The sequence below is a fragment of the Massilia eurypsychrophila genome (genome assembly GCF_002760655.1).
GTDB lineage: Bacteria > Pseudomonadota > Gammaproteobacteria > Burkholderiales > Burkholderiaceae_D > JAFCUW01.
In genome coordinates, this window is sequence record NZ_PDOC01000030.1 from 15,044 (window position 1) to 35,999 (window position 20,956).

Below are 20,956 nucleotides of genomic sequence, written 5' to 3' on the forward strand. Positions count from 1 at the left end.
GTTATCAGCAATGTCCGCAAATCTTTACGGGCGTCGCAGAGTTTCGTAATTCGTTCGGCACACTGCCTGACAAAGGGAACAATTTCAGTGCCGCGATACTGTTTCTGATCTCACGGTAGGAGTTTTGCCATGCATTGCGGCCGAAATTTCGGACAATGTAGCGCTTTAACTCCTTGAGGTCCTGCTCCGCGGAATCGACAAAGACAACCCGAAACGTCACTCGTCATCGTCCTTGTCCAACTCAGCGAACACCGCTTCGTCAGATCGGAAGTCGCCCTCCTCAATTTCTTGACTACCAAGTGCCAGGATCTTGAGCAGCGCCATTGTTTCTTGCTGTTCCTCATACGTAGCCACATCCATGACGACAAGCTTGGCTTCGCCGTCCTGTGTGAACACCATTGGTTCACGGCTATCTGCTATTTCCTTAGCGACCTCCGCAGCATGGCTAGTGAGGTAACTGATCGGCTTGACTCGCGCGGTGAGCTTCATACTTGCTCCTGTTTATTAGGATTCAATTGTAGGCGCAAATGTGACAACTTAGGCCGACGTTTTCGGTTTGTGCAGCGCGGGGCTAGCGATGGCGATTGCAAGGCCAATGAGGATCAGTCCCGTCGCCACCGCGAACGTGACCCGCATCCCCGTGGCGACGGCAACCACGCCGGCCGTGGTGATGTCGCTTGCCGACGCCGCCAGCGCGAACACGGCGCCCATAACCGACGCGCCTGTAACGAATCCGAGGTTGCGCGACAGGTTCAGCATGCCGGAGACCACGCCGCGCTGGTCGGTGCCGACGTCGAGCATGATGGCGGTGTTGTTTGCCGTCTGGAACAGCGCGTAGCTGATGGTGACGACGATGGTCGGTGCGATGTATCCGGCCAGCCCGAACGACACCGGCGCCACCGACAGCACGCCGCAGCCAGCGGCAATGCCAACCAGGCCGATGACCGTCATGCGATGCGCGCCGAGACCGTCCACCAGGCGGCCGGCCGGCACGCCGGCCAGCGCGGCGGCAACGGGCCCGGCCGACAGCACCAGTCCCACCATCGCCGCCTCCAGCCCGAACGCGCGCGACAGGTAGAACGGCCCGACCACCAGTGTTGCCATCATGACCGTCGAGACGAGGGCGCTCATGGCCAGGCCGGCAGTCAGTGCCCGATCGCGGAACATCGCCAACCGGATCAAGGGCGCGTGCGCCCTCCCCTCGGCGCGCACGAACAACCAGATGCCGACGGCGGCCGCTGCCAGCAAGGCCACATTGAGCAATCCAAATTTGCCGCGCCCGGTCGTCACGGCGAGCGCATACGCGGCCAGCGTCATCGCCAGCAGCAGCGTGCCGACGTGGTCGAAGCGGGCCTTCTCGGTGCGCGCTTTTGGACGATCGGCCGGCAGGTAGCGCAGCGCCAGCAGCAAGGTGACGATCCCCAGCGGCACGTTGACGAGGAAGATGGCGCGCCAGCCGAGGCCGGCGATCAGCAAGCCGCCCAGCGAGGGACCGAGCGCCGTGCCGACGGCCGACATCATGGCGAGCAGCCCCATGGCGCTGCCGGTCTTCTCCTTGGGCACCGTCTCGCCGATGAACGCCATGGTCAGCGCCATCATGACCGCCGCGCCGACGCCCTGTGCCGCGCGCGCGGCGATCAGCAGCCACAGCGTGGGCGCCACGCCGCACAGCACCGAGGCGACAGTGAACAGGCAGATCCCCGCCAGCAGCAGCCGGCGGCGGCCGGTCATGTCGCCGAGCCGTCCGACGCTGACGATCAGCGTGGTGATGGCGAGCAGATACGCGAGCACCACCCACTGCACCTGCTGGAACGACGCATCGAACGCCTGCGCCAGCGCCGGCAAGCCGACATTGGCAATGCTGGTGCCGAGCGACGACAGCAGCATCGACATCGACAAGCTCGCCAGCGCCCAGCGACTCGCCGGTGTAAGCCTGGCGCTGGCGGCCGACACGCCTTCCACAATGACTGGTCTCACAATAAGCTCCGTTCCTCGAAAATCCACGACTGGCCGCAATCACGTCATCCTCACGAACGCGCGGACCCCATTCATCAGAGCAGCCACACAAAGATACCCTGTCGCGACACCTGGCGGAAGACGCACCAATTGCACTCTATTCGTGCGCGGCACGCCATGTCACGGTACTATCGGATCATGCCCTCCCCCGACCTCAACCTGCTGTTTACGCTCGACGCCTTGCTGGCCGAAGGCAGCGTCGCCGGCGCGGCCAGCCGCCTGGGCCTGAGCCCGTCCGCAATGAGCCGCTCGCTTGCCCGCTTGCGCGAGACCACCGGAGATCCGCTGCTGGTGCGCGCAGGGCGCGGCCTGGTCCCGACGCCGCGTGCCGTAGAACTGCGCGAGCGCGTCAGCCAGCTGGTCCAGGATGCCGAGGCCGTGCTGCGCCCGACCGAAAAGCTGAACCTCAAGCAACTCGTCCGCACTTTCACCGTGCGCGCGCGCGAAGGCTTCGTCGAAAACTTCGGCGCCGACCTGATCGCCCGCATCATCGCGCAAGCACCCGGCGTGCGCCTGCGCTTCGTTTCAAAGGACGACAAGGAGAGCACCGCGCTGCGCGACGCCAGCGTCGACCTCGACATTGGCGTGGTCGGCGCTGCGGCCAGTCCGGAGGTGCGCACGCGCGCTTTGTTCAAGGATCGTTTCGTCAGCGTGGTGCGCGCCGGTCACGCGCTAAGCCGCGGCAAGGTCACGGCGACACGCTATGCCGCCGGCCGCCACATCAGCGTATCGCGGCGCGGCCACGAGAAGGGCCCGGTCGACCAGGCGCTGGGATCGCTCGGGCTGACGCGCGATATCGCCACCATCGTCGGCAGCTTTGCCAGTGCGCTGGCGCTGGCCGGCGACTCCGACCTGATCGCCAGCGTGCCGGAACGGCAAACCGGCAGACTGCGCGCAGGCATGCACAGCTTCGCGCTGCCGGTGCCGGCGCCGGCGATCACCATCGCCATGCTGTGGCACCCGCGCCTCGATGCCGACCTGGCGCACCGCTGGCTGCGTGGCGTGGTGACGGATACCTGTGCGGCACACTAAAGACCGTTCACGCGCCCGTCGATTGCGGCCGGCGCTGCGTGCAGGCGCTGGACACCGAGCTTGATGCCGTTGTGGACCGCCGAACCATCGTGAAACAGCAGCAGCAGGTCGGTGCCGGCAGGGTCGTTCAGCAGCGCAGCCCTGACGGCGGCAACCTGATCCGGCCGCAGCGCCCCGACGTTATTGGTCGACACCTGCGCGACCTCGCGGTAATAGCGTGCATACCACGGCGATACTTTCGAGCCGAACGAGTCGGACAAAATGACCAGCCGTCGCGCCGGCGCGGCAGGGTTGGTGAAGCGCGTTATATCGCCCAGTACCTGGCCGGCGTCGCCCAGCTCAGGGATACATAGCGCGCCAAAGCAGGCCTTGATGCCGGACGCTTCCAGGTCGGGCTCGACGATGTTGCCGACCAGTTCGATGCCCGGAACCAGGTGCGACATGTCGGACCTGGCCACTGTGCTACCGACTTTTAACGCCGGACCGGGCGCGCCATTGCGCGGCCAGAAGTGTTCAAGGCTCAGGCGCGCTACCTCATCGAGGCCCTCTCCCGTCCAGTGGAACCAGGTTTTCGGGAACAGGGTCGCCTTGTCCTTGATGCGCCGCATTTCTTCGAGCGGATAGAAAATCTGCGCGCGCGCGCTTTCATTCAGGCGCGGCGAGGCGAGCACCACGGCGGCCGGCGTATCGGAGCGACTGCAGTTGGGCGCCAGGCTGGCAGGCAGGTCGGCGGGGTAAAGCACCGGCGCCGACGGCACGATCAACAGGCGCGGGTGCAAGCCGGCCGCCGCAAAATCGGCAAACAGCGCGTTGAAGTATTCCTGGGTGTCGGCTTCCGGCTTGCCCATGTTGCCGCACACCTGGGCGATCCCGAGCGCGGGCACCCAGGTGGGAACGTGCTTGGCCAGGAAGTAGCGGTCGTTGTGCCCGGCGATCAGCATATCCGAGGGAAACTCGCGAAACAACTTGAAGCGCAGCCGGTTGTTCAGCGCCACCAGCGCCGCCCGATAGCCGAAGCTGTCGTTGACCCAGGCGCTGAAGGCGGCCGGCGCCTTCAGTCCGGCGTCCAGGCTGCGCGGCATGGGCGGCAGGCTCGCCAGTGCGCGGTTTTCCTCGCCGGGTTTGCGATCGAGCGTCAGCGACGCGACGGCCGGCACCGACAAGATGGCAACCACGGCGATCTTCAGCGCATTGGCGTACACGGCTCGGACAGGTCGCATGGTCGGCATCAGAAGCGGAAATAGATGAAAGGATTGTAGGTACCGGCAGCCAGGCTGGCCACGCACAGCACAAAGCCCGCCGCCACCAGAACCGGCGCCGCCGCGCGCCAGGCAGTACGGCCCAGCGGCAGGGCCGCCGGCCAGCGCCAGCAGGCAAGAATGCTGCCGACTACCAGCGCGATTGCCGCGGATGACCCGAAGCTCAGTTGCCATGCGGCCAGTGGCGCCACGGCCGACGCCTGCATGCCGAACATGGCGCGCAGATACTTCAGCGTGTGCGGGACATCGTCGGCACGGAAGAACACCCAGCCCAGCAGCACACACAGCAGGGTGTAGGCCTGGGCGAGCGGCCCCGGCAGGCGCGCCAGCAAGCGTCCGAGGCCGAGCCGCTCGACCACCAGCAGCGCCCCGTGCCAGCAGCCCCAGATGACAAACGTCCAGGCCGCGCCATGCCACAGGCCGCACAGCACGAACACCAGCGCCAGGTTGAAGTAGGTGCGCCACGGCGAGCCGCGATTGCCGCCGAGCGGAATGTACACATAATCGCGGAACCAGGACGACAGGCTCATGTGCCAGCGGCGCCAGAATTCGGTGACCGAGCGCGCGCTGTACGGACGCTGGAAGTTAGGCGGAAAGGTAAATCCGATCATGTGGCCGATGCCAATCGCCATGTTCGAATAACCGGAGAAATCGAACAGGATCTGGATCGCGTAGCAGGCCACGCCCAGCCACGCCACGCCCGGCGTCAGCAGGCTGGCGTCGACGCCAAAGATGCGGTCGGCGTAGACGGCAACCGTATTGGCGATCAACACTTTCTGCGCGAGGCCAAGCACGAACAGCTGCATGCCGCGCCAGACCCTTGTGTTGTCGATGCTGCGCTGGTCGATGTCGGCGGCAATCTGGCTGTAGCGCACGATGGGGCCGGCGATCAGCTGTGGAAACATCGACTTGTACATCGCGAAGCGCCAGAAGCTCGACTGCACCGCGATGTCGCGCCGGTACAGATCGACCAGGTAGGAGATGCCCTGGAATGTGAAGAAGGAGATGCCGAGCGGCAGGACGATCGCCGGCAGCTTCAGGCCGTCATCGAGCAGCCCCACCTGCTTGAGCAAATCGGCGAAGAAGCCCATGTACTTGAACCAGGCCAGCATCGCCAGGTTGGCGGCGACGCCGGCGACGAGCCAGCGCCAGCGCCATTGCTGGGTCGCGGCTGCATCGACCAGGCGGCCGAAGGCGTAGTTGAGCACGGCGGAGGCCATCAGCAGCGGCACGAAGCGCGGTTCGCCCCATGCATAGAAGACGAGGCTGGCGATCAGGAGGACGGCATTTTTCCACGGCAGCGCGTAGTAGCAGAGCAAAAACGCAGGGAAGAAATAGAAAAGGAAAACCGCGGAACTGAAAACCATCGTGCCCTCTGGTGCAAGTGCCACTGGGTTTCTGGCGGGTCTCCTTGTAGACTTGCAAGCTTTGTATAGCTAAATTATACATGAGGCAAAAGGCGTCGCGACAGCGGCGCAGATCACGTCGTTCCCGTGCAGGCGAAATCGGACGGGCGATCTGCGTGCTGCGGATAACGCTCGGCGATGGCTCGAATGAAGTCCTGCGCAGATAGACACGCACGGTTAGAACGGCATATACTAGTTTCCACTGCACAATGCATTGGCTAAACATCGCCAGGCGTCCGGCGCTCGGCGCCGCATGGACGCCCGCCGCGCCTCCCCATCCCCGAGGCCAAACTCGCACCGCGGCAAGCCGCGCACCTACCACCTTAGCCCGCGCACCTTCGCGCGACAGGACGCAAATGCAAGACATCTTGGACCGTAATCGCGTCACCATCAAAGGCAACACCGGGCCGACCATGATCTATGCCCATGGTTTCGGCTGCAATCAGGCGATGTGGCAGCAGATCACCAGCGAGTTTGGCGACTATCGCCAAGTGCTGTTCGACTACACGGGCAGTGGCGCCGGCGGCGTGCCGTTCGATGCGCGGCGCTATTCCAGCCTCGACGGCTACGTGCAGGATCTGCTCGATGTATGCGACGCGCTCGGCCTGTCCGAAGGGGTGCGCTTTGTCGGCCACTCCGTCAGCTGCAGCATCGGCTTGCTGGCATCGATTGCGCGTCCAGCCCTGTTCGAACGAATGGTCATGATCGGTCCGTCGCCATGCTTCCTCAATTGCCCGCCGGACTATTACGGCGGCTTCGAGCGCGAAGACCTCGCCGGCCTGCTCGACATGATGGAGCAGAACTATGTCGGCTGGGCCCAGTACCTCGCGCCGATCGTGGCCGGCGCCGAGCAGGCCCACGCCACCGGCGCGCAACTGGCGACGAGCTTTTGTTCAACCGATCCGCTCGCTGCCAAGACATTTGCGCGTGCAACGTTCTTCGCCGATAACCGCGCCGACCTTGCCGCGGTGACGGTGCCGTCGCTGCTGCTGCAGCATCGCCGCGACGCCCTGGCGCCGCTCACGGTGGGAGACTACCTGCATGCCCATCTTGCCAACAGCCGGCTGCAAGTGCTTGACGTCAGCGGCCACTGCGCCCACATGAGCCACCCGGATCTGGTGGTGGCGGCGATGCGCCGCTATCTGTCGCTGGCGCCGGCCAGCCTGGTCACGCAGCCGCGATGAACCTGTTCGACCAGCTTCCCTGTGCCGTCCTGCACACCGACGACGACGGCAAGATCATCCAGATGAATGCCGAACTGCTGCGCATCCTCGGCCCAGCTTCGCCGGTGCGCCCGGGCGCCCTGATGGACCAGCTGCTGCCGCCGGCGAGTCGCATTTTTCTCCAGACCCACGTCTGGCCGATGCTGCTGCGTGAAGGCGCCGCCCGCGAGATCTACCTGCACCTGCGCGCGGGCGACGCGACGCGCATCCCGGTGATGGTTAACGCCAGCCGCGGCAGCGATGGCGCCCACCCGGGCTATACGTGGGTGCTGTTCGTCGCCCGCGAGCGCAGCCTGTTCGAAGCCGATTTGATCAAGGCGCGCAACCGCGCCGAGGCGGGCACGCGCGCGCTGGAAGTAAATGACCATTTCACCCATGCCATCGCCGACCTAAGCGGACGGGCGCTGGCCTTCCTCGACTTGTCGACCCATTGCCACTTCAGCAACGCGCGCTTCGCCGCCCTGCTTGGCGATCACCGTGCCAACCTCGAGCACGGCGCGTGGCCGGCGCTGATCGAGCCGGGCTCGCGCGCCATCCACAAGGCGGCGCTCGAGCAGGCGCTGACGGGCGCCGCGCCAAGCTCGGCGGCGCTGACGGTGGCGCTGGCGGGCAGGCCCGCCTGGTCGGTACGCTACCTGTCGAGCCGCTCGAAAGCGGGAATACTCGATGGCTGCTTTCTGGTTGAACAGCGCCATATCGCGACACTCTGATGCACGGCAAAATTCCCTGCGGGAAACGCAGCGCCGACACGTATAATCCCCAACAAGAATTCGCACCACCCTGCCAGGAATGACGATGCCCTCACTGTCCCGTATTGCAGTCCCCTTGCTGATGGCCGGCGCCGCGATCGCTCTTGGCTGGTATGGGTGGCAGCGCAGCGATGCAACCGCGGCCGAATCGATCACCATCGCCATTCCTACCCAGATGAGCGCCGGAACGGTGTTTGTCGCCCGCGACAAGGGGTTGTTCAGCCGGCAGGATCTGGCGGTGACGGTGCAGTCGTTTACCCTGGGCAAGCAAGCATTGCAGTCGGTGCTCGACGACAAGGCCGACCTCGCGCTGGTCGCCGACGTCCCTTTCATGTTCGCACGCGCCAACCAGCAGCCAATCGCCGTCGTGGCGACCGTGTTCGCATCGCGCCACACGATGGCGCTGCTGGGCCGGCTCGACCGCGGCATTAACGCGCCGGGCGACCTCGCCGGCAAGACCTTGGGCACCGTGAAAGGCACCAACGCACAGTATTTTCTTGACAAGCTGCTCGCCATTCATGCCATTCCTGACGCCGCCGTCATGATTGTCGAACTCCAGCCGGAGCAGTTCGATGCGGCGCTGCGCAGCGGCCAGGTCGACGCGCTCACCGCCTGGAGCCCGCTGTTGACCCGAATCCAGGCCGCCCACGGGGCGAATGCGGCGGTGCTGATGGAGCCGGACATGTTCGTCTACCGTTTCGTGCTGGTGGGCAAAAAACGCTTCCTCGACGCCCATCCGGAGCGCGTCGCGCGCGCGCTGTCGGCACTGGCGGACGCCGCCGCATCGATTCAGGAACACCCGGCCGAGGCCCAGGCGCTGATCGCGCGCGCCATCGGGCTGCAGCCGCAGCAACTGGCGGCCTCGTTTCGCGCCGGCGACTATGCGCTCTCGCTCGACCAGTCGCTGCTGCTCTCGCTCGACGACCAGACCCGTTGGGCCATGAAACGCGGCCTGATTCGAGCGGGCCGGGTACCGAACTATCTCGACGCGATCGACGTGCGCCCGCTGGCACTGACGCAACCGGCCGCCATCAAGCTGATCCGGTAGCCACCATGACCTTGCACCGCCAAACCAACTGGTTCATCGTCGCCGCCAGCGTCGCTATCGCGCTGTGTCTGGCGCTCACGCTGTACGCCAGCGCGCTGGCGCGCGACGCCGCGACGCACGCCGGCAAGGCAGAGGTCGTTGCCCGTGCGACCTCGCATTTCCTCTATATGGCCATGGAAACTGCGATGTACCAGGAAGACCGGTCCGAAGCGCAGTGGCGCGCGCGGATCGACAGTTTCCGCGCTGCGCTGGCGACACTGCAACCGGACTCGGCGCCGACGCGCGCGCTGTTGGCGCGCCAGCACAGCAACCTCGAAGTGATACAACGCCTTTACGCCAGGTTGACGCTTCCGGGGATCGCCCCGCTGGTCAATGGCGGCACGGCCGGCGCGCAACAAGCCCCTGCGCTGATGAACGCGCTGTTCCTGGTCACACAGGAAATGGCGGACGATGCGTTCGCACTGACGCGCCTGAGGCGCGAGGAACTGAGCAGCACACAGCAGTTGTTGTCGGCGCTGATGCTGGGCAACGTGGTGATGCTGGGCAGCCTGATCGCCTTTGGCAGCTTCGCCATCCGGCGCCGCGTGCTGCGCCCTATCGAAATAATGAAGGGCGTCATGGAAGCGGTCTCGACAGGAGACCTGGCGACGCGCGTGCGGCTGCCGCTGGCCAACGAACTCGGTTTTTTGGCCGCCACCTTCAACGACATGACCGATCAGCTGGAGCGCACGCAGGCGTTGACACGCGACGAAATCGTCCAGCGCGAGGCGGCCCAGCTGGCCCTGCAGGCCAGCGTGGCCGAGCTGGCGCGCGCGCGCGCCGACGTCCAGGCCGTGATCGATCACACCCCCGCGCTGGTGGTCTACTGGGATGCCGCACTGGTGAACCGCTTCGCCAACCGCGCCTCGTACGACTGGCTCGGCCTGGCGCCGGAACAGCTGCAGGGGATGAACATGGTCGATCTGGTCGGGCGCCGCCGTTTCGCCCTGCATGAACCGCGCGTGCGCGCCGTGCTGAAGGGGGAGACGGCGCTGTTCGAATCGCTCGTCGACCTGAATGGCGGCGAGCAGCGCCAGGCGCTGTTCTCCTATATTCCGGATATCGACAACGGCGTCGTCAAGGGCTTTTACGGTTTCGTCAGCGACGTCACGGCACTGCGCCAGGCCGAGGCCGGCCAGGCGGCGGCGCTGGCGCAGCTGCGCGGCGTGGTCGACGCGGCGCGCGATTTTGCCATCATCCTGACCGACACCGCCGGCATTATTGCCCTGTTTAGCCCCGGCGCCGAACTGATGCTCGGCTACCGCGCCGACGAGCTGGTCGGCGCCAGCACGCCCGAGCTGCTCCATGAGAGCGCCGAATTGCTGGCGCGCGCCGACAGCCTGGGCGACAGCTGCGGCCCCCTGCCCAGCCTGTATAGCGCGGTATTTGCGCCCGTCATGGACGGCGGCTCGGAATCGCGCGAGTGGACGTATCGGCGCAAGGACGGCAGCGCGCTGACGGTGAGCCTGACCATGTCGGCGGTGCGCGACGACGCCGGCGCCGTCATCGGCTACCTCGGCCTGGCCAAGGACATCGGCATCGACAAGGCGCGTCAGCACGAGCTGATCGCCGCGCGCGATGCCGCGCAGGCGGCCAGCCAGACCAAGAGCCAGTTCCTGGCCAACATGAGCCACGAAATCCGCACCCCGATGAATGCGGTGATCGGCATGCTGCAGCTGCTCGAGTACACCGAGCTGACGGCGATCCAGCGCGACTATACGAGCAAGACGCTGGGCGCGGCCAGGTCGCTGCTGGCGCTGCTCAACGACATCCTCGACTTGTCGCGCATCGAAGCGGACGGACTGCGGCTCGAGGAGCACAGCTTCGAGCTGGCCGCGCTGACGGGCGAGTTGTCGTCGATGCTCGGCGTGCTGGTCGGCGACAAACAAGTCGAACTGATCCTGAGCATCGATTCGACCTTGCCGCGTCACCTGTTCGGCGACGCCTTGCGGCTGCGCCAGGTGCTGATCAACCTGGCCGGCAACGCCATCAAATTTACCGCCCGCGGCGAGGTGCGCCTGTCGATCCGGCGCGATGCCAACGGCCTGATCGGGTTCGCAGTCGCCGACACCGGCATCGGCATCGCCGCCGACCAGCTCGATTCCATCTTCGACCAGTTCAGTCAGGCCGAAGAATCGACCACGCGACGCTTCGGCGGCACCGGGCTGGGACTGGCGATCAGCCAGCGGCTGGTGCGGCTGATGGGAGGTCGGCTCGACGTGGCGAGCAGCCCGGGCCGCGGCAGCAGATTCAGCTTCGCGCTCGCGCTGCCCGAACCGGCGCAAGGTGGGCCGTCGGCGCCGCGCCTGCCGTGGCCGGCCGCGCGCGCGAGCAAGATCATGCGGGTGCTGATCGTCGACGACAACGGCGCCGCGCGCGAAGTATTGTCCGGCATGGTCGAGGCGCTCGGCTGGCGCGCCGACAGCGCCGCCGATGGGCCGCAAGCGCTCACCATGCTGGCGCAATCGGCGCTCTACGACGTCATCCTGGTCGACTGGCGCATGCCCGGCATGGATGGCTGGGAACTGACTAGCCGGATCGCCCATCAATGTGGCGCCGAGGAGCTGCCGGTGGTGATCATGGTCACTGCCAGCGGTCGCGCCGAGCTGTCCGAGCGGATGCAGCTAGCTAGCATCCTGCCGCACGGCTTCCTGGTCAAACCGGTCACCGCACCGATGCTCGTCGATGCGATTCGGGAAGCGACGCTGCCGAAGGCGGCGGCGCAGGCCGGCATTGCGGCGCCTGCCACTCCGCTGGCCGGGCTGCAGCTGTTACTGGTTGATGACAATCCGCTCAATCAGCAAGTGGCGCGCGAACTGCTGGCCAGGCGCGGCGCCGTCATCACGGTGGCCGATGGCGGCGCAGCGGCGGTGCGGCTGGCGCTGGCACCGCAGGCGTCATTCGACGCCGTGCTGATGGACATCCAGATGCCCGACATGGACGGCTACGAGGCCACCCGCGCCATCCGCGCCGATCCGCGCGGGCGCCAGTTGCCGATTCTGGCGATGACGGCCAATGCGATGCAGGGCGACCGCGAGTTGTCGCTGGCGGCGGGAATGAACGATCATTTGAACAAGCCGATCGACGTCGATCAAGTTGTCGCTGCGCTGCTGCAGCTGTGCCGGGCTACGCCGGCTCAGCCAGCAGCCACGGCGGCCGGCCCGCCGCGCCTGCCGCCCCCGAAGGGCAGCGCGGTCGATTTCGACCTCGCCGTGCGCCGCCTCGGTGGTGACACCTCGATCTATCTTAGCCTGAGCGGCATTTTTGCCGCCGAATCGGATGCGCTGATCGACGAACTGGCCAGCTGCTTTACCGCCCGCGCATGGAAACAGGCAGCCGATCGCCTGCACTCCTACAAGACTGCGGCGGGAATGATCGGCGCCGAAGAATTGCACCATTTCGCCGGCACGCTCGAACAGCAGTTGCGCAAGGCGCCCGAGCAAGTCGACAGTGACGCCGCGTTGACGGCGATCCGCGAGGCAGTGGCGGCCATCCAGGCAGAACTGAAGCTGATCGAACAGGCCAACCGCCCCGCGTCCGTGGCGCCGGCGCCTTCACTCCCGCTCGCCGGCCTCACCGCCTGCCTCGATGAACTCGCTCCCTTGCTCGACCAGGCCAACATGCGTGCGCTGGCCGTGTTTGGTACACTGCAAGCAGACTATGGCGCCCAGCTTGGCGATCGCCTCTATCCGCTGGCCGGCGCCATCGCCGCGCTGGACTTCCAGGCGGCACTGAACCACAGCAACTACCTTCGCAAGGAATCGACCTGATGCAAGATTTTCATTATCTGGCCGACCGGCTTGCCATCGATGCGCCGCCGCCGCTGCTGCTGGTGGTCGACGACCAACCAAGCAACATCCAGACCTTGTACGCGATCTTCAAGGACCGCTACGAGGTCTGCATGGCCGTCAACAGTGCCGACGCGCTGGCATTCTGCGCCCGCCGCACGCCCGACCTGATCCTGCTCGACGTGGTTATGCCCGGCATGGGCGGCTATGCGCTGTGCGATTTGCTAAAGCGCGACCCGCGCAACTGCGACATCCCGGTTATTTTCGTCACCGGCAACAGCGATCCGCTCGACGAGGTCCAGGGCTTTGAGGTCGGTGGCGTCGACTTCATCGCCAAACCGTTTCACGCCACCGTGGTGCGGGCGCGCGTCCACACCCAGCTCACCCTCAAGCGCCAGTCCGACCTGCTGCGCATGATGGCCCTGATCGACGGCCTGACCGGCGTCGCCAACCGGCGCCAGTTCGACACCTTGCTCAGCGGCGAATGGCGGCGCTGCGGGCGCAGCGGCCAGCCGCTGTCTTTGATCATGATCGACGTCGATCACTTCAAGCGCTACAACGACCGTTACGGCCATCAGCAGGGCGACGTCTGCCTGCGCGCGGTGGCGACGGCGATCAAGGCGGCGATGCGCCGCCCGCACGACTTGGCGGCGCGCTACGGCGGTGAGGAATTCGCTTGCCTGCTGCCCGATACCGCCTTCGAGGGCGCGCTGGTGAAGGCGGCAGAGATCGAGGCAGGGGTGCGCGCGCTGGCGCTCGAGCACGCCGATGCGGCGCTCGGCGGCATCGTCACCGTCAGCGTCGGCGTCGCCGGCATCGGCGCGCCCAGCCAACTGGTCGAGACGGCGCTGGTGCAAGCGGCCGATGCGCAGTTGTATCGGGCAAAACGCGAGGGTCGCGCACGCGTCTGCGGCGCCGCGCTGTAAGCGCTAACGCGCCGGCACTCGGCCCGCTTTGAGCAGCGGCCACAATAACGTCAGCGGCATCGGCCTGGCGTACAGGTAGCCTTGCATCGTGCTGCATCCCATCGCCGCCAGCGCAGCGGCTTGCCCCTCTTGCTCCACCCCTTCGGCCACGAGCGCGATCTGCAGGCTGTTGGCCAGATGGATGATGGCCGAGATGATCGAGGCGTCCTGCGTGTTGCTCAACATGTCGCGCACGAACGACTGGTCGATCTTTAGCACGTCGATCGGAAAATTTTTCAAGTACGACAGACTGGAATAGCCGGTGCCGAAATCGTCGATGCTGATGCTCACGCCGGTGCGCTTGAGTTGCAGCAGGTTGGCGCGCGACCGTTCGATGTCGCCCATCAGCGTGCCTTCGGTGATTTCCAGCTCCAGCAGCGCCGGCGCGATGCCGCCTGCATCGAGCGCGGCGGCGATGCGGGTGGCGAAGCCCTCTTCCTGGAATTCCTTGCCGGAGATGTTCATGCTGATGCGCATGGCGCAACCGGCGGCAGTGAGTTCGACCAGATCGCGGCAAACCTGGTCGAGCACGAAACTGCCGATCTGCACGATCATGCCGGTCTCCTCGGCCAGCGGGATGAAGTCGGCGGGCGACACCTGCACGCCATCGGCGCGGCACCAGCGCAGCAAGGCTTCGAGCCCGACGATGCGGCCACTGCGGGCGTCGACCTTGGGCTGGTAAGCGACGGCAAACTCGGACTCGTCGAGCGCAATGCGCAGGTCGCGGTCGAGCGCGTTGCGCGCCAGCAGAATTTCCTCGATCTCGGAGGCGAAGAAATGGTAACGGTTCTTGCCATCCTGCTTCGCCTTGTACATCGCCGCATCGGCGTGGCGATACATCTCCTCCTGCTCGCTGCAATCGTCCGGATACAGGCTCAGGCCAATGCTCGCGGTCACGTCATAGCGCACGCCATCGTGGTACAGCGGCGTCGCCACCAGCGCCAGCAGCTGGCGCGCCACCCGGTCGGCGTAGGCGACTTCATCGAGGGCCGGAATCAGGATCACGAATTCGTCGCCGCCCTGGCGGCTGATGGTGTCGCTGACGCGCAGGAACATGCGCAGGCGATCGGCCAGCTGCTTGAGCAGGGCGTCGCCGATGCTGTGACCGATCGCACTGTTGATGGCCTTGAAATTGTCCAGGTCGAGCAACAGCAGCGCTACCCGCTGGCCCGACCGGCCGGCCTGTTCGAGCGCCTGGCTGGTGCGATCGCGCAGCAGCACCCGGTTGGGCAAATCGGTCAGGGCGTCGTGCTGGGCCAGGTGGGTCATCTTGAACGCCATCGCGCGCGCCTCGCTGACGTCGTGAAACACGATGATGGCGCCGCTGCGCTTGCCGCCGGCGTCGAGGATCGGGGCGGCCGAGTCCTCCACTGCGTAGCGCCGGCCGGCGCGGCCGATCAGCTGCGAATCGAAGGCCATGCCGACAATGCGGTTCTCGCGCAGGGCGATGCGGATCGGATTGACGCTCGGCTCACCGCTGGCGCCGTTGCAAAGGGGCATGACCGTCTCGATCGCCAGGCCGAGCGCCTCGCCGGCGTGAAAACCGGTCATCAGTTCCGCAACCGGATTGATGAACGTGACCCTGGCGTCGCCGTCGGTGGCGATCACCGCGTCGCCGATCGAATTCAAGGTGACGCGGAATTTCTCCTTCTCCTCGCCCAGCGCCAGCTCGGCCAGCTTCCTGGCGCTGACGTCCGTCAGCAGCAGCAGATAGCCGTGGCGGCCGCCTTCGCGCATGCGGCACACCAGCGCGGCATGGCAATATCGCCGCTGAGCCTGGTGTAACACCTGCATTTCGAACGTCGTTTCGCCACCGTCCTCGAGCGAAGCGGCATGCGCGGCGATCAGCGCCGCGTTGCCCGGCCCGACGACCTCTGCCAGCGGGCGCAGGCGCATCGCCGATGCCGCCACGCCGAACCAGCGGCCATCGCGGTCGTTGCTGAACCGGTTGACAAAAGCGGCGTCCCAAAAGGCGACAAACGCGGGCAGCGAATGGACCAGGTCCATCAGGTCGTGCCGGGCCAGGCGCAGTTGCCGGGTGCGCGCGCGCAGTTCCAGATGGGTGCGCACGCGCGCGCGCACCACGGCCAGGTTGAACGGCTTTTGCACAAAATCGACCGCGCCTTCGTTCAATGACGCCAGTTCGTGCTCTGCGCTGTCGTGGCCGGTGACGAAGATGACGGCGCAGCCGGCCGTGCGCGGCGACGCCTTGAGCGCCTTGCAGACGGCGTAGCCATCCATGCCCGGCATCTCAATGTCGAGCAGGATCACGTCGGGCGCGCGGCTGAACGCCAGTTCGAGCGCACTGATCCCATCGGTGGCGAACACGACCTGCGCCAGGCCCGCCACCGCCTTGCCCAACAAGGTGATATTTGCGGCGACGTCGTCGACGATGAGAATCAGCGGTTCAACGGGCCCGCCGTGCTGCGATGTTGATACAGCTGTGTCCATGTCGTCCTCAAGCAATTCAACCGTGCGCGCAGGCCGGATCGAACGACCAAGGCGCATCGGGCGGCGTGCCGCGGTGGCGGGCGACCAGCATCGCGGCGACCACACGGCGTTGACGCCAAGAAAATCATTTTAATACTACAACATTAACGACTGATTTTTTACAATTTTTGCAAAACAAACTAGCGCAACACTTCAACGCAACCATGTTGCCGGTCAGCGCCACCACGTCATCGCGCCCCCTGCTTCGCTCGGCGCCAGCTGCAGCAACTGCACCCTGGCGCCAGCGCCTGTTCTACCAGCGCCACGCATCGGGGGCGCGCAATTGCGCGGCACTGGCATCGACCGTCGTTGGCAAGCGCGGCCTGGTAGGCATGGCCGATCAGCAGGGTGCGCCGAGCAGCGCCGCCTGGGTGCGCACGGTGGCGGCCGGCTCGGCTGCGAGCAGCGCCGCTGCGGTCTCGAAGTCAAGTACCCGCATGGCCAGGCGCAACTGCTGCGCCACCTCGGCGCCGACCAGCGGCTCCAGCCCCGGCTCGATGCGCGCGAACAACTCGCAGGCAGCAAGGTTGCGCTCGCCGAGCAGCCGGCCAAGGTCGCTGAGCTCGGCGCCGGTGACCGCGCTGGCGCCGGCGCCGGCGCCGGCCACCGGCGGCAGCCGCCGGGCCAGCCACGCCGCCGCCGCGCGCAAGGTCGCGCCGAGCTCCTGCTGTGCGCTCAGCAGCAGCTGGTCGAGCAGGGCATGGTCGTCCGGCCGCGCGTGCATGGCCCGTTCCAGTGCCAGCGCGGCGGCGGCAAAGCGCCGCGCACCGAGCGAACCGATCGCGCCGCGCATCGCGTGCAGCGTGCGCGCCGCCGCCGGCAGGCGATCTTCACGCCAGGCATCGGCGACCTGGTCGAGCTCGTCGGTGCCGGTATCGACGACAGCGCCGATCAGGGCGGCCATGATGCCGGCGTTGCCGTCGTCAGCGTCGGCCTCGTTGACCAGGCTGCTGACGTCGAACACGCCGCCGGCGTCGCTCGCTGCAGCGTCCGGCGGCGCCGCGGCGGGCGCCGCAGCGGCCTGCGGCAGGTGGCGCGCAATTTCGTCGAACAACTGCTCGGCGTCGAGCGGCTTGGCGATAAAGCCGTTCATGCCGGCCGCGATACAGCGCTCGCGCTCGTGTTCCATCACGCCGGCCGTCATCGCCAGCACCGGCAGCTCCAGCGCCAGTTCGCCGCGGATCAGCGCAATCGCCTGGAAACCGTCCATCACCGGCATCTGGATGTCGAGCAGCACCAGCGCAAAGCGGCCAGGATCGGCGCGCAGCATGTCAACGGCGATCTGGCCGTTGCCGGCAATGACGACCTGGGCGCCGGCCGCCTCGAGCAGGCGTCGGCCCACCGCCTGGTTCAGCAGGTTGTCCTCCACCAGCAGCAGCGTGCCGCGCAGCGGCGCGGCCGCATGCGCGCCAGCGGCAGCGGCGCCGCCGGCCCTGCGCGCCAGGATCGCCGCCAGGCAGTTGCGCAAGGGCAGCGGCGTGACCGGTTTGTCGAGCACCGCATCGGCGCCCAGCGCGGCCGGGTCGAAGTCGAACACGGCGCGCTCATAAGCGCTGAGCATGAGCACGACCGCGCAGCCGCTGCCGCCGCGCAGCGCATCGATGAGCGCCGCGGGATCGTCGCCCGCCAGCCCCAGGTCGAGCAGGACGACCTGCGCCGGCGCGGCCGCGGCGATGGCGGCGGCGATGCCGCCCCGGTGCGGCGCCAGCAGCTCGGCATGGCAACCGAGCGCGGCCAGCGCCGCGCCAAGCACGGCGGCGCTGGCCGGCGCCTTGTCGGCGACCAGCACGCGCAGCGCCGGCAACTGCGCCACGCTGGCGACGGCATCGTCTGGCGCCACGCCCAATGGCAAGGAGACAACGAACTGACTGCCGACGCCAAGCGCGCTGGAGACGGCGATTTGCCCGCCCATCATCGCCACCAGCCGGCGCGAGATGGCCAGGCCCAGGCCGGTGCCGCCGAAGCGGCGCGTGGTCGACGAGTCGGCCTGCGCGAACTCGGAAAACACGGTGTCGAGCTGCTCGGCGCTCATGCCGATTCCGCTGTCCTCGATGCTGATCTCCACGCTCACCGTGTCGTCGCGCCGGCCGGCGCTGCGCAGGCGCACCGCGACGTGGCCGCGCTCGGTAAATTTGACGGCATTGCCGGCCAGGTTGACCAGCACTTGCTGCAGGCGCAAGGCGTCGCCCAGCAGCAACGGCGGCAAGGCGGCGTCGAGCGCGATGGTCAGCACCAGCGGCGTTTCGCGCGCATTCAGGCTCATCATTGTCGCCAGCGCCGCCGCCACGTCCTCGAGGCGCAACGGCATGCACGCCAGCTCCATCTTGCCGGCCTCGATCTTCGAAAAATCCAGGATGTCGTTGAGGATGGCCAGCAGCGCCGCGCCGGCGGTGCGGATGGCGTCGACATCGCGGCGCTGGCGGTCATTCAAGGCAGTGCGCTGCAACAATTGCGCCATCCCGAGCACGGCATTGAGCGGGGTGCGCAATTCATGGCTCATGTTGGCCACAAATTCGCCCTTGGCGCGGCTGGCGGCGTCGGCCCGCATCATCGCCAGGCGCAAGTCCTGATCGATGCGCTTTTGCGCGGTGATGTCGCGGGCGATGCCGAGAAAGCCGATCACCGCCCCTTCGCCATCGCGGATGGCACTGACCGTGAGCTGCACCGGCAGGCGCGAACCGTCCTTGCACCGGTACGTCCATTCGGCCGTCTCGGCACGCCCGCGCCGCGCGTGGGCGACAAACACGTCGAAACCGGCCACCGGCTCGCCCAGTTCGGCGCCGAGCACCAGCGCGCGCGCCGCCACTTCGTCGGCGTCGTGCAGCAAGGCCGGCGACGCCACGCCGACCAGCTCGTTCGCAGCGTAGCCGAGCATGCGTTCGGCGCCAACGCTGAAGACCTCGATGACACCGTCAAGGTCGGTGGCGATGATGGCAAATTCACTGGCCGAATCGACCAGGATGGCGAACCGGTGTTCGGACTGGCGCAACGCCCCTTTCATGCTCGAGGCCAGCGCCAGCGCGTCCTCGCTGGTCTGGCGCAGCGCCCGCATCATGCCAAAAAGTAAAAGCGCGCTCAGGGTACCGGCAAACAGCACGATCAGCCCCTTGGCGCGGTCGATCGACGCCTCGAACGCCGGCAGCGACGTCACCCGCAAGGTCCAGCGCGCGTCGCCGACGCTGACGCTGGTGGTGCTTGTGTAGGCGGCGCCGGCGCGGTCGGCCGACTTCGCCGCCGCCGCACTGGCGAACAGGCGCGCCACTTCGCTCGTGCCGACACCGTCGAACAGCTCGATCGAGACGGCCGGCGTGGCGGCACCGAGGATGCCGCGCATCAGATCGTCCATGCGGAATGCGCCGTACACGTACGACTCGATCGCGGCGAGCCGCTGCTGGCGGTTGTCGTGCGGCGCGCCGCGCCGGTACACCGGCAGGTACATCAGAAAGCCGGCCTGGCGGTCCTTGCCGACCTCCTGCACCAGCGTCACCTTGGCGCTGACGGCCAGCGCATCGTTCTCCATCGCCCGCGTCAGCGCGGCGCGCCGCACTGGCTCCGAATGCATGTCGAAGCCGAACGCGCGCAGGTTGCGGCCGACGAACGGTTCGACCATGACGATGGCGACGTAGGACTCGCGCCGGCCGGCCGGCCAGATCGCGTACGCGGGATGCCCGGCGGCGCGCATCTGGCGCTCGAGCGCATCGCGCTCGCGCACGCGGCGCGCCACGCCGAGCACCTGGAAGCCGGGATACTTGCTGTCGACGTCGATGGCGCGCACAAAATCGCGCCAGTCGGCGCCAGCCAGGCCGGGCGATGCGGTCAGCAGCGAACGGCCGCTGTGCAGGATTTGCGCGTAGGCGTCGATGCGGTCGGCGACGCGGCGCCGGGCGTCCTCGGTTTCGACACGGAAGCGATCGACGGCGCGCTGTTCGGTCTCATTGGTGACGTATTGCCATCCCACCAAGGTCAGCAGCATGGTGCCGGCCAGCACCGCCCAGTGCAGCCAGCCGCCCGGCCCGCCACTGTGGCGTTGCACGCGCAGGTCGGCGTCGGCGGCCAGCAAGATGCCCACCGTGCTGAACAGGCCAATGAACACTTCGAGGCCGAACAGCGCCTCGTTGCGGCTACCGGCGGCAAACGGCCCGAGCCCTTGCGTCGTCGCCAGCACGGTCGCACCGGCGATGACGAGCACCACCAGCGTGGCGCCACGGCGGCCATGGCGCAGCGCCGCCCAGCCGATGCAGGCGAGCAAGGCAAGCAGCCAGATGCGCTGGCCGGCATCGGGCGGGCGATTCAGCAGCGCGGCGAGCAAGGCCAGCAGCGCCAGCAGCTCGGCGCCGGCGCGCAGCCGGCCGGTGCCGCGCGCCACCGGCGCCGCCCGCCAGGCCAGCACCAGCGGCACCACGATGAGCATGCCGGCAAGATCGCCGACCCACCAGGTCGCCGCGATCATCGGCACCGCCGCCGGCGCCACGATGCCGGCCCACAGCAAGCTGGTGGTGCCGATCAGCGCGCCGGCCGCCGCGGCGAAGGCGGTGGCGCCGACGAACGGATAGGTATGTTCAGGTTTGCCCAGCAGCTGCGCCGGCGCCGCGATGCGCTGCAGCAGCCAGGCCGCCGTCAATGCCTCGACGGTATTGCCGGCGGCGATCGCCAGCGAACTGGCCAGCGCGGCGCCGGCGCCGAGCTGGCCACTGCCGAGAAAGACGACAAGGTTGGCGGAAAAGGCGCCCAGCAGGACGCCCGGCCAGACGCTGCGCCCGACCAGCAGCAAGGCGGCCAGCGCCATGCCCGATGGCGGCCAGACGGGCGACACATTGGTGGACTCGAACGCGAGCATCAAGCCGAGCCGCGCGGCGCCGTAGTACACCCCCGCCAGCACCAGGTTGGCCAACAAGAGCCGCATCCAACGTTTGTCTTGCACGGGACAGCTCCTCGACAGGC

13 protein-coding genes are annotated in these 20,956 nt (G+C 67.1%); 6 read left to right on the forward strand and 7 right to left on the reverse strand.

What is annotated here, in order from left to right; all coding sequences use genetic code 11:
* Positions 1-4 precede the first annotated feature (4 nt).
* From CR105_RS25100 to CR105_RS25110, 3 genes are read right to left on the reverse strand one after another with little or no spacing between them, the layout of a single operon-like run.
* On the reverse strand, positions 5-220 hold the full coding sequence (locus tag CR105_RS25100; RefSeq protein ID WP_229414122.1) for a type II toxin-antitoxin system RelE/ParE family toxin: 216 nt from the start codon (positions 218-220) through the stop codon (positions 5-7).
* Positions 217-489, reverse strand: a complete 273-nt coding sequence (locus CR105_RS25105; protein WP_099793353.1) for a type II toxin-antitoxin system Phd/YefM family antitoxin — start codon at positions 487-489, stop codon at positions 217-219. Before CR105_RS25105 ends, CR105_RS25100 begins: the two co-directional genes overlap by 4 nt.
* A gap of 48 nt (positions 490-537) precedes the next feature.
* Complete coding sequence (locus CR105_RS25110; RefSeq protein ID WP_267873918.1) at positions 538-1,977, reverse strand: MFS transporter; 1,440 nt, start codon at positions 1,975-1,977, stop codon at positions 538-540.
* Positions 1,978-2,154: 177 nt separating this feature from the next.
* On the opposite strand from CR105_RS25110, the gene CR105_RS25115 reads away from it, so the two are divergent.
* Positions 2,155-3,048 (forward strand): LysR family transcriptional regulator, encoded by an 894-nt coding sequence (locus tag CR105_RS25115; RefSeq protein ID WP_099793355.1) that lies wholly within the window; start codon positions 2,155-2,157, stop codon positions 3,046-3,048.
* On the opposite strand, the gene CR105_RS25120 is transcribed toward CR105_RS25115, so the two are convergent.
* Both CR105_RS25120 and CR105_RS25125 read right to left on the reverse strand, forming a co-directional pair.
* Positions 3,045-4,268, reverse strand: a complete 1,224-nt coding sequence (locus CR105_RS25120) for an alginate O-acetyltransferase AlgX-related protein (RefSeq protein ID WP_131021839.1) — start codon at positions 4,266-4,268, stop codon at positions 3,045-3,047. The genes CR105_RS25115 and CR105_RS25120 overlap by 4 nt on opposite strands.
* A gap of 8 nt (positions 4,269-4,276) precedes the next feature.
* Positions 4,277-5,674, reverse strand: coding sequence for an MBOAT family O-acyltransferase (locus CR105_RS25125; protein ID WP_099793359.1), 1,398 nt, complete (start codon positions 5,672-5,674; stop codon positions 4,277-4,279).
* A 395-nt stretch (positions 5,675-6,069) separates the two neighbouring features.
* Here CR105_RS25125 and CR105_RS25130 point away from each other — a divergent pair, with 395 nt between their 5' ends.
* The 5 genes from CR105_RS25130 to CR105_RS25150 all read left to right on the forward strand — a co-directional run bounded on the left by CR105_RS25130 (position 6,070) and on the right by CR105_RS25150 (position 13,486).
* Complete coding sequence (locus tag CR105_RS25130) at positions 6,070-6,897, forward strand: alpha/beta fold hydrolase (protein ID WP_099793361.1); 828 nt, start codon at positions 6,070-6,072, stop codon at positions 6,895-6,897.
* The gene (locus CR105_RS25135; protein ID WP_099793363.1) at positions 6,894-7,646 is read left to right on the forward strand and encodes a PAS domain-containing protein; all 753 of its coding nucleotides are present in this window, start codon (positions 6,894-6,896) and stop codon (positions 7,644-7,646) included. The genes CR105_RS25130 and CR105_RS25135 overlap by 4 nt, the downstream gene beginning before the upstream one ends.
* Positions 7,647-7,731: 85 nt before the next feature.
* A complete protein-coding gene (locus CR105_RS25140; RefSeq protein ID WP_180288307.1) occupies positions 7,732-8,733 on the forward strand; it encodes an ABC transporter substrate-binding protein in 1,002 nt (333 codons plus the stop codon).
* Between the two features lie 5 nt (positions 8,734-8,738).
* On the forward strand, positions 8,739-12,542 hold the full coding sequence (locus tag CR105_RS25145) for a response regulator (RefSeq protein WP_099793367.1): 3,804 nt from the start codon (positions 8,739-8,741) through the stop codon (positions 12,540-12,542).
* Positions 12,542-13,486: a diguanylate cyclase gene (locus tag CR105_RS25150; protein ID WP_099793369.1), complete on the forward strand. Its 945-nt coding sequence runs from the start codon at positions 12,542-12,544 to the stop codon at positions 13,484-13,486. Before CR105_RS25145 ends, CR105_RS25150 begins: the two co-directional genes overlap by 1 nt.
* Positions 13,487-13,489: 3 nt before the next feature.
* On the opposite strand, the gene CR105_RS25155 is transcribed toward CR105_RS25150, so the two are convergent.
* Together CR105_RS25155 and CR105_RS25160 are read right to left on the reverse strand one after the other, a co-directional pair.
* Positions 13,490-15,976 (reverse strand): two-component system response regulator, encoded by a 2,487-nt coding sequence (locus tag CR105_RS25155; protein ID WP_099793371.1) that lies wholly within the window; start codon positions 15,974-15,976, stop codon positions 13,490-13,492.
* Positions 15,977-16,355: 379 nt separating this feature from the next.
* The gene (locus CR105_RS25160; protein WP_131021838.1) at positions 16,356-20,936 is read right to left on the reverse strand and encodes a CHASE domain-containing protein; all 4,581 of its coding nucleotides are present in this window, start codon (positions 20,934-20,936) and stop codon (positions 16,356-16,358) included.
* Between the last annotated feature and the right edge of the window lie 20 nt (positions 20,937-20,956).

Bases quoted from the DNA above. Each gene is read 5' to 3' on its own strand.
- CR105_RS25105 (WP_099793353.1), bottom strand. From the start codon at position 489: ATGAAGCTCACCGCGCGAGTCAAGCCGATCAGTTACCTCACTAGCCAT.
- CR105_RS25115 (WP_099793355.1), top strand. From the start codon at position 2,155: ATGCCCTCCCCCGACCTCAACCTGCTGTTTACGCTCGACGCCTTGCTG.
- CR105_RS25120 (WP_131021839.1), bottom strand. From the start codon at position 4,268: ATGCGACCTGTCCGAGCCGTGTACGCCAATGCGCTGAAGATCGCCGTG.
- CR105_RS25125 (WP_099793359.1), bottom strand. From the start codon at position 5,674: ATGGTTTTCAGTTCCGCGGTTTTCCTTTTCTATTTCTTCCCTGCGTTT.
- CR105_RS25130 (WP_099793361.1), top strand. From the start codon at position 6,070: ATGCAAGACATCTTGGACCGTAATCGCGTCACCATCAAAGGCAACACC.
- CR105_RS25135 (WP_099793363.1), top strand. From the start codon at position 6,894: ATGAACCTGTTCGACCAGCTTCCCTGTGCCGTCCTGCACACCGACGAC.
- CR105_RS25140 (WP_180288307.1), top strand. From the start codon at position 7,732: ATGCCCTCACTGTCCCGTATTGCAGTCCCCTTGCTGATGGCCGGCGCC.
- CR105_RS25145 (WP_099793367.1), top strand. From the start codon at position 8,739: ATGACCTTGCACCGCCAAACCAACTGGTTCATCGTCGCCGCCAGCGTC.
- CR105_RS25150 (WP_099793369.1), top strand. From the start codon at position 12,542: ATGCAAGATTTTCATTATCTGGCCGACCGGCTTGCCATCGATGCGCCG.
- CR105_RS25155 (WP_099793371.1), bottom strand. From the start codon at position 15,976: ATGGACACAGCTGTATCAACATCGCAGCACGGCGGGCCCGTTGAACCG.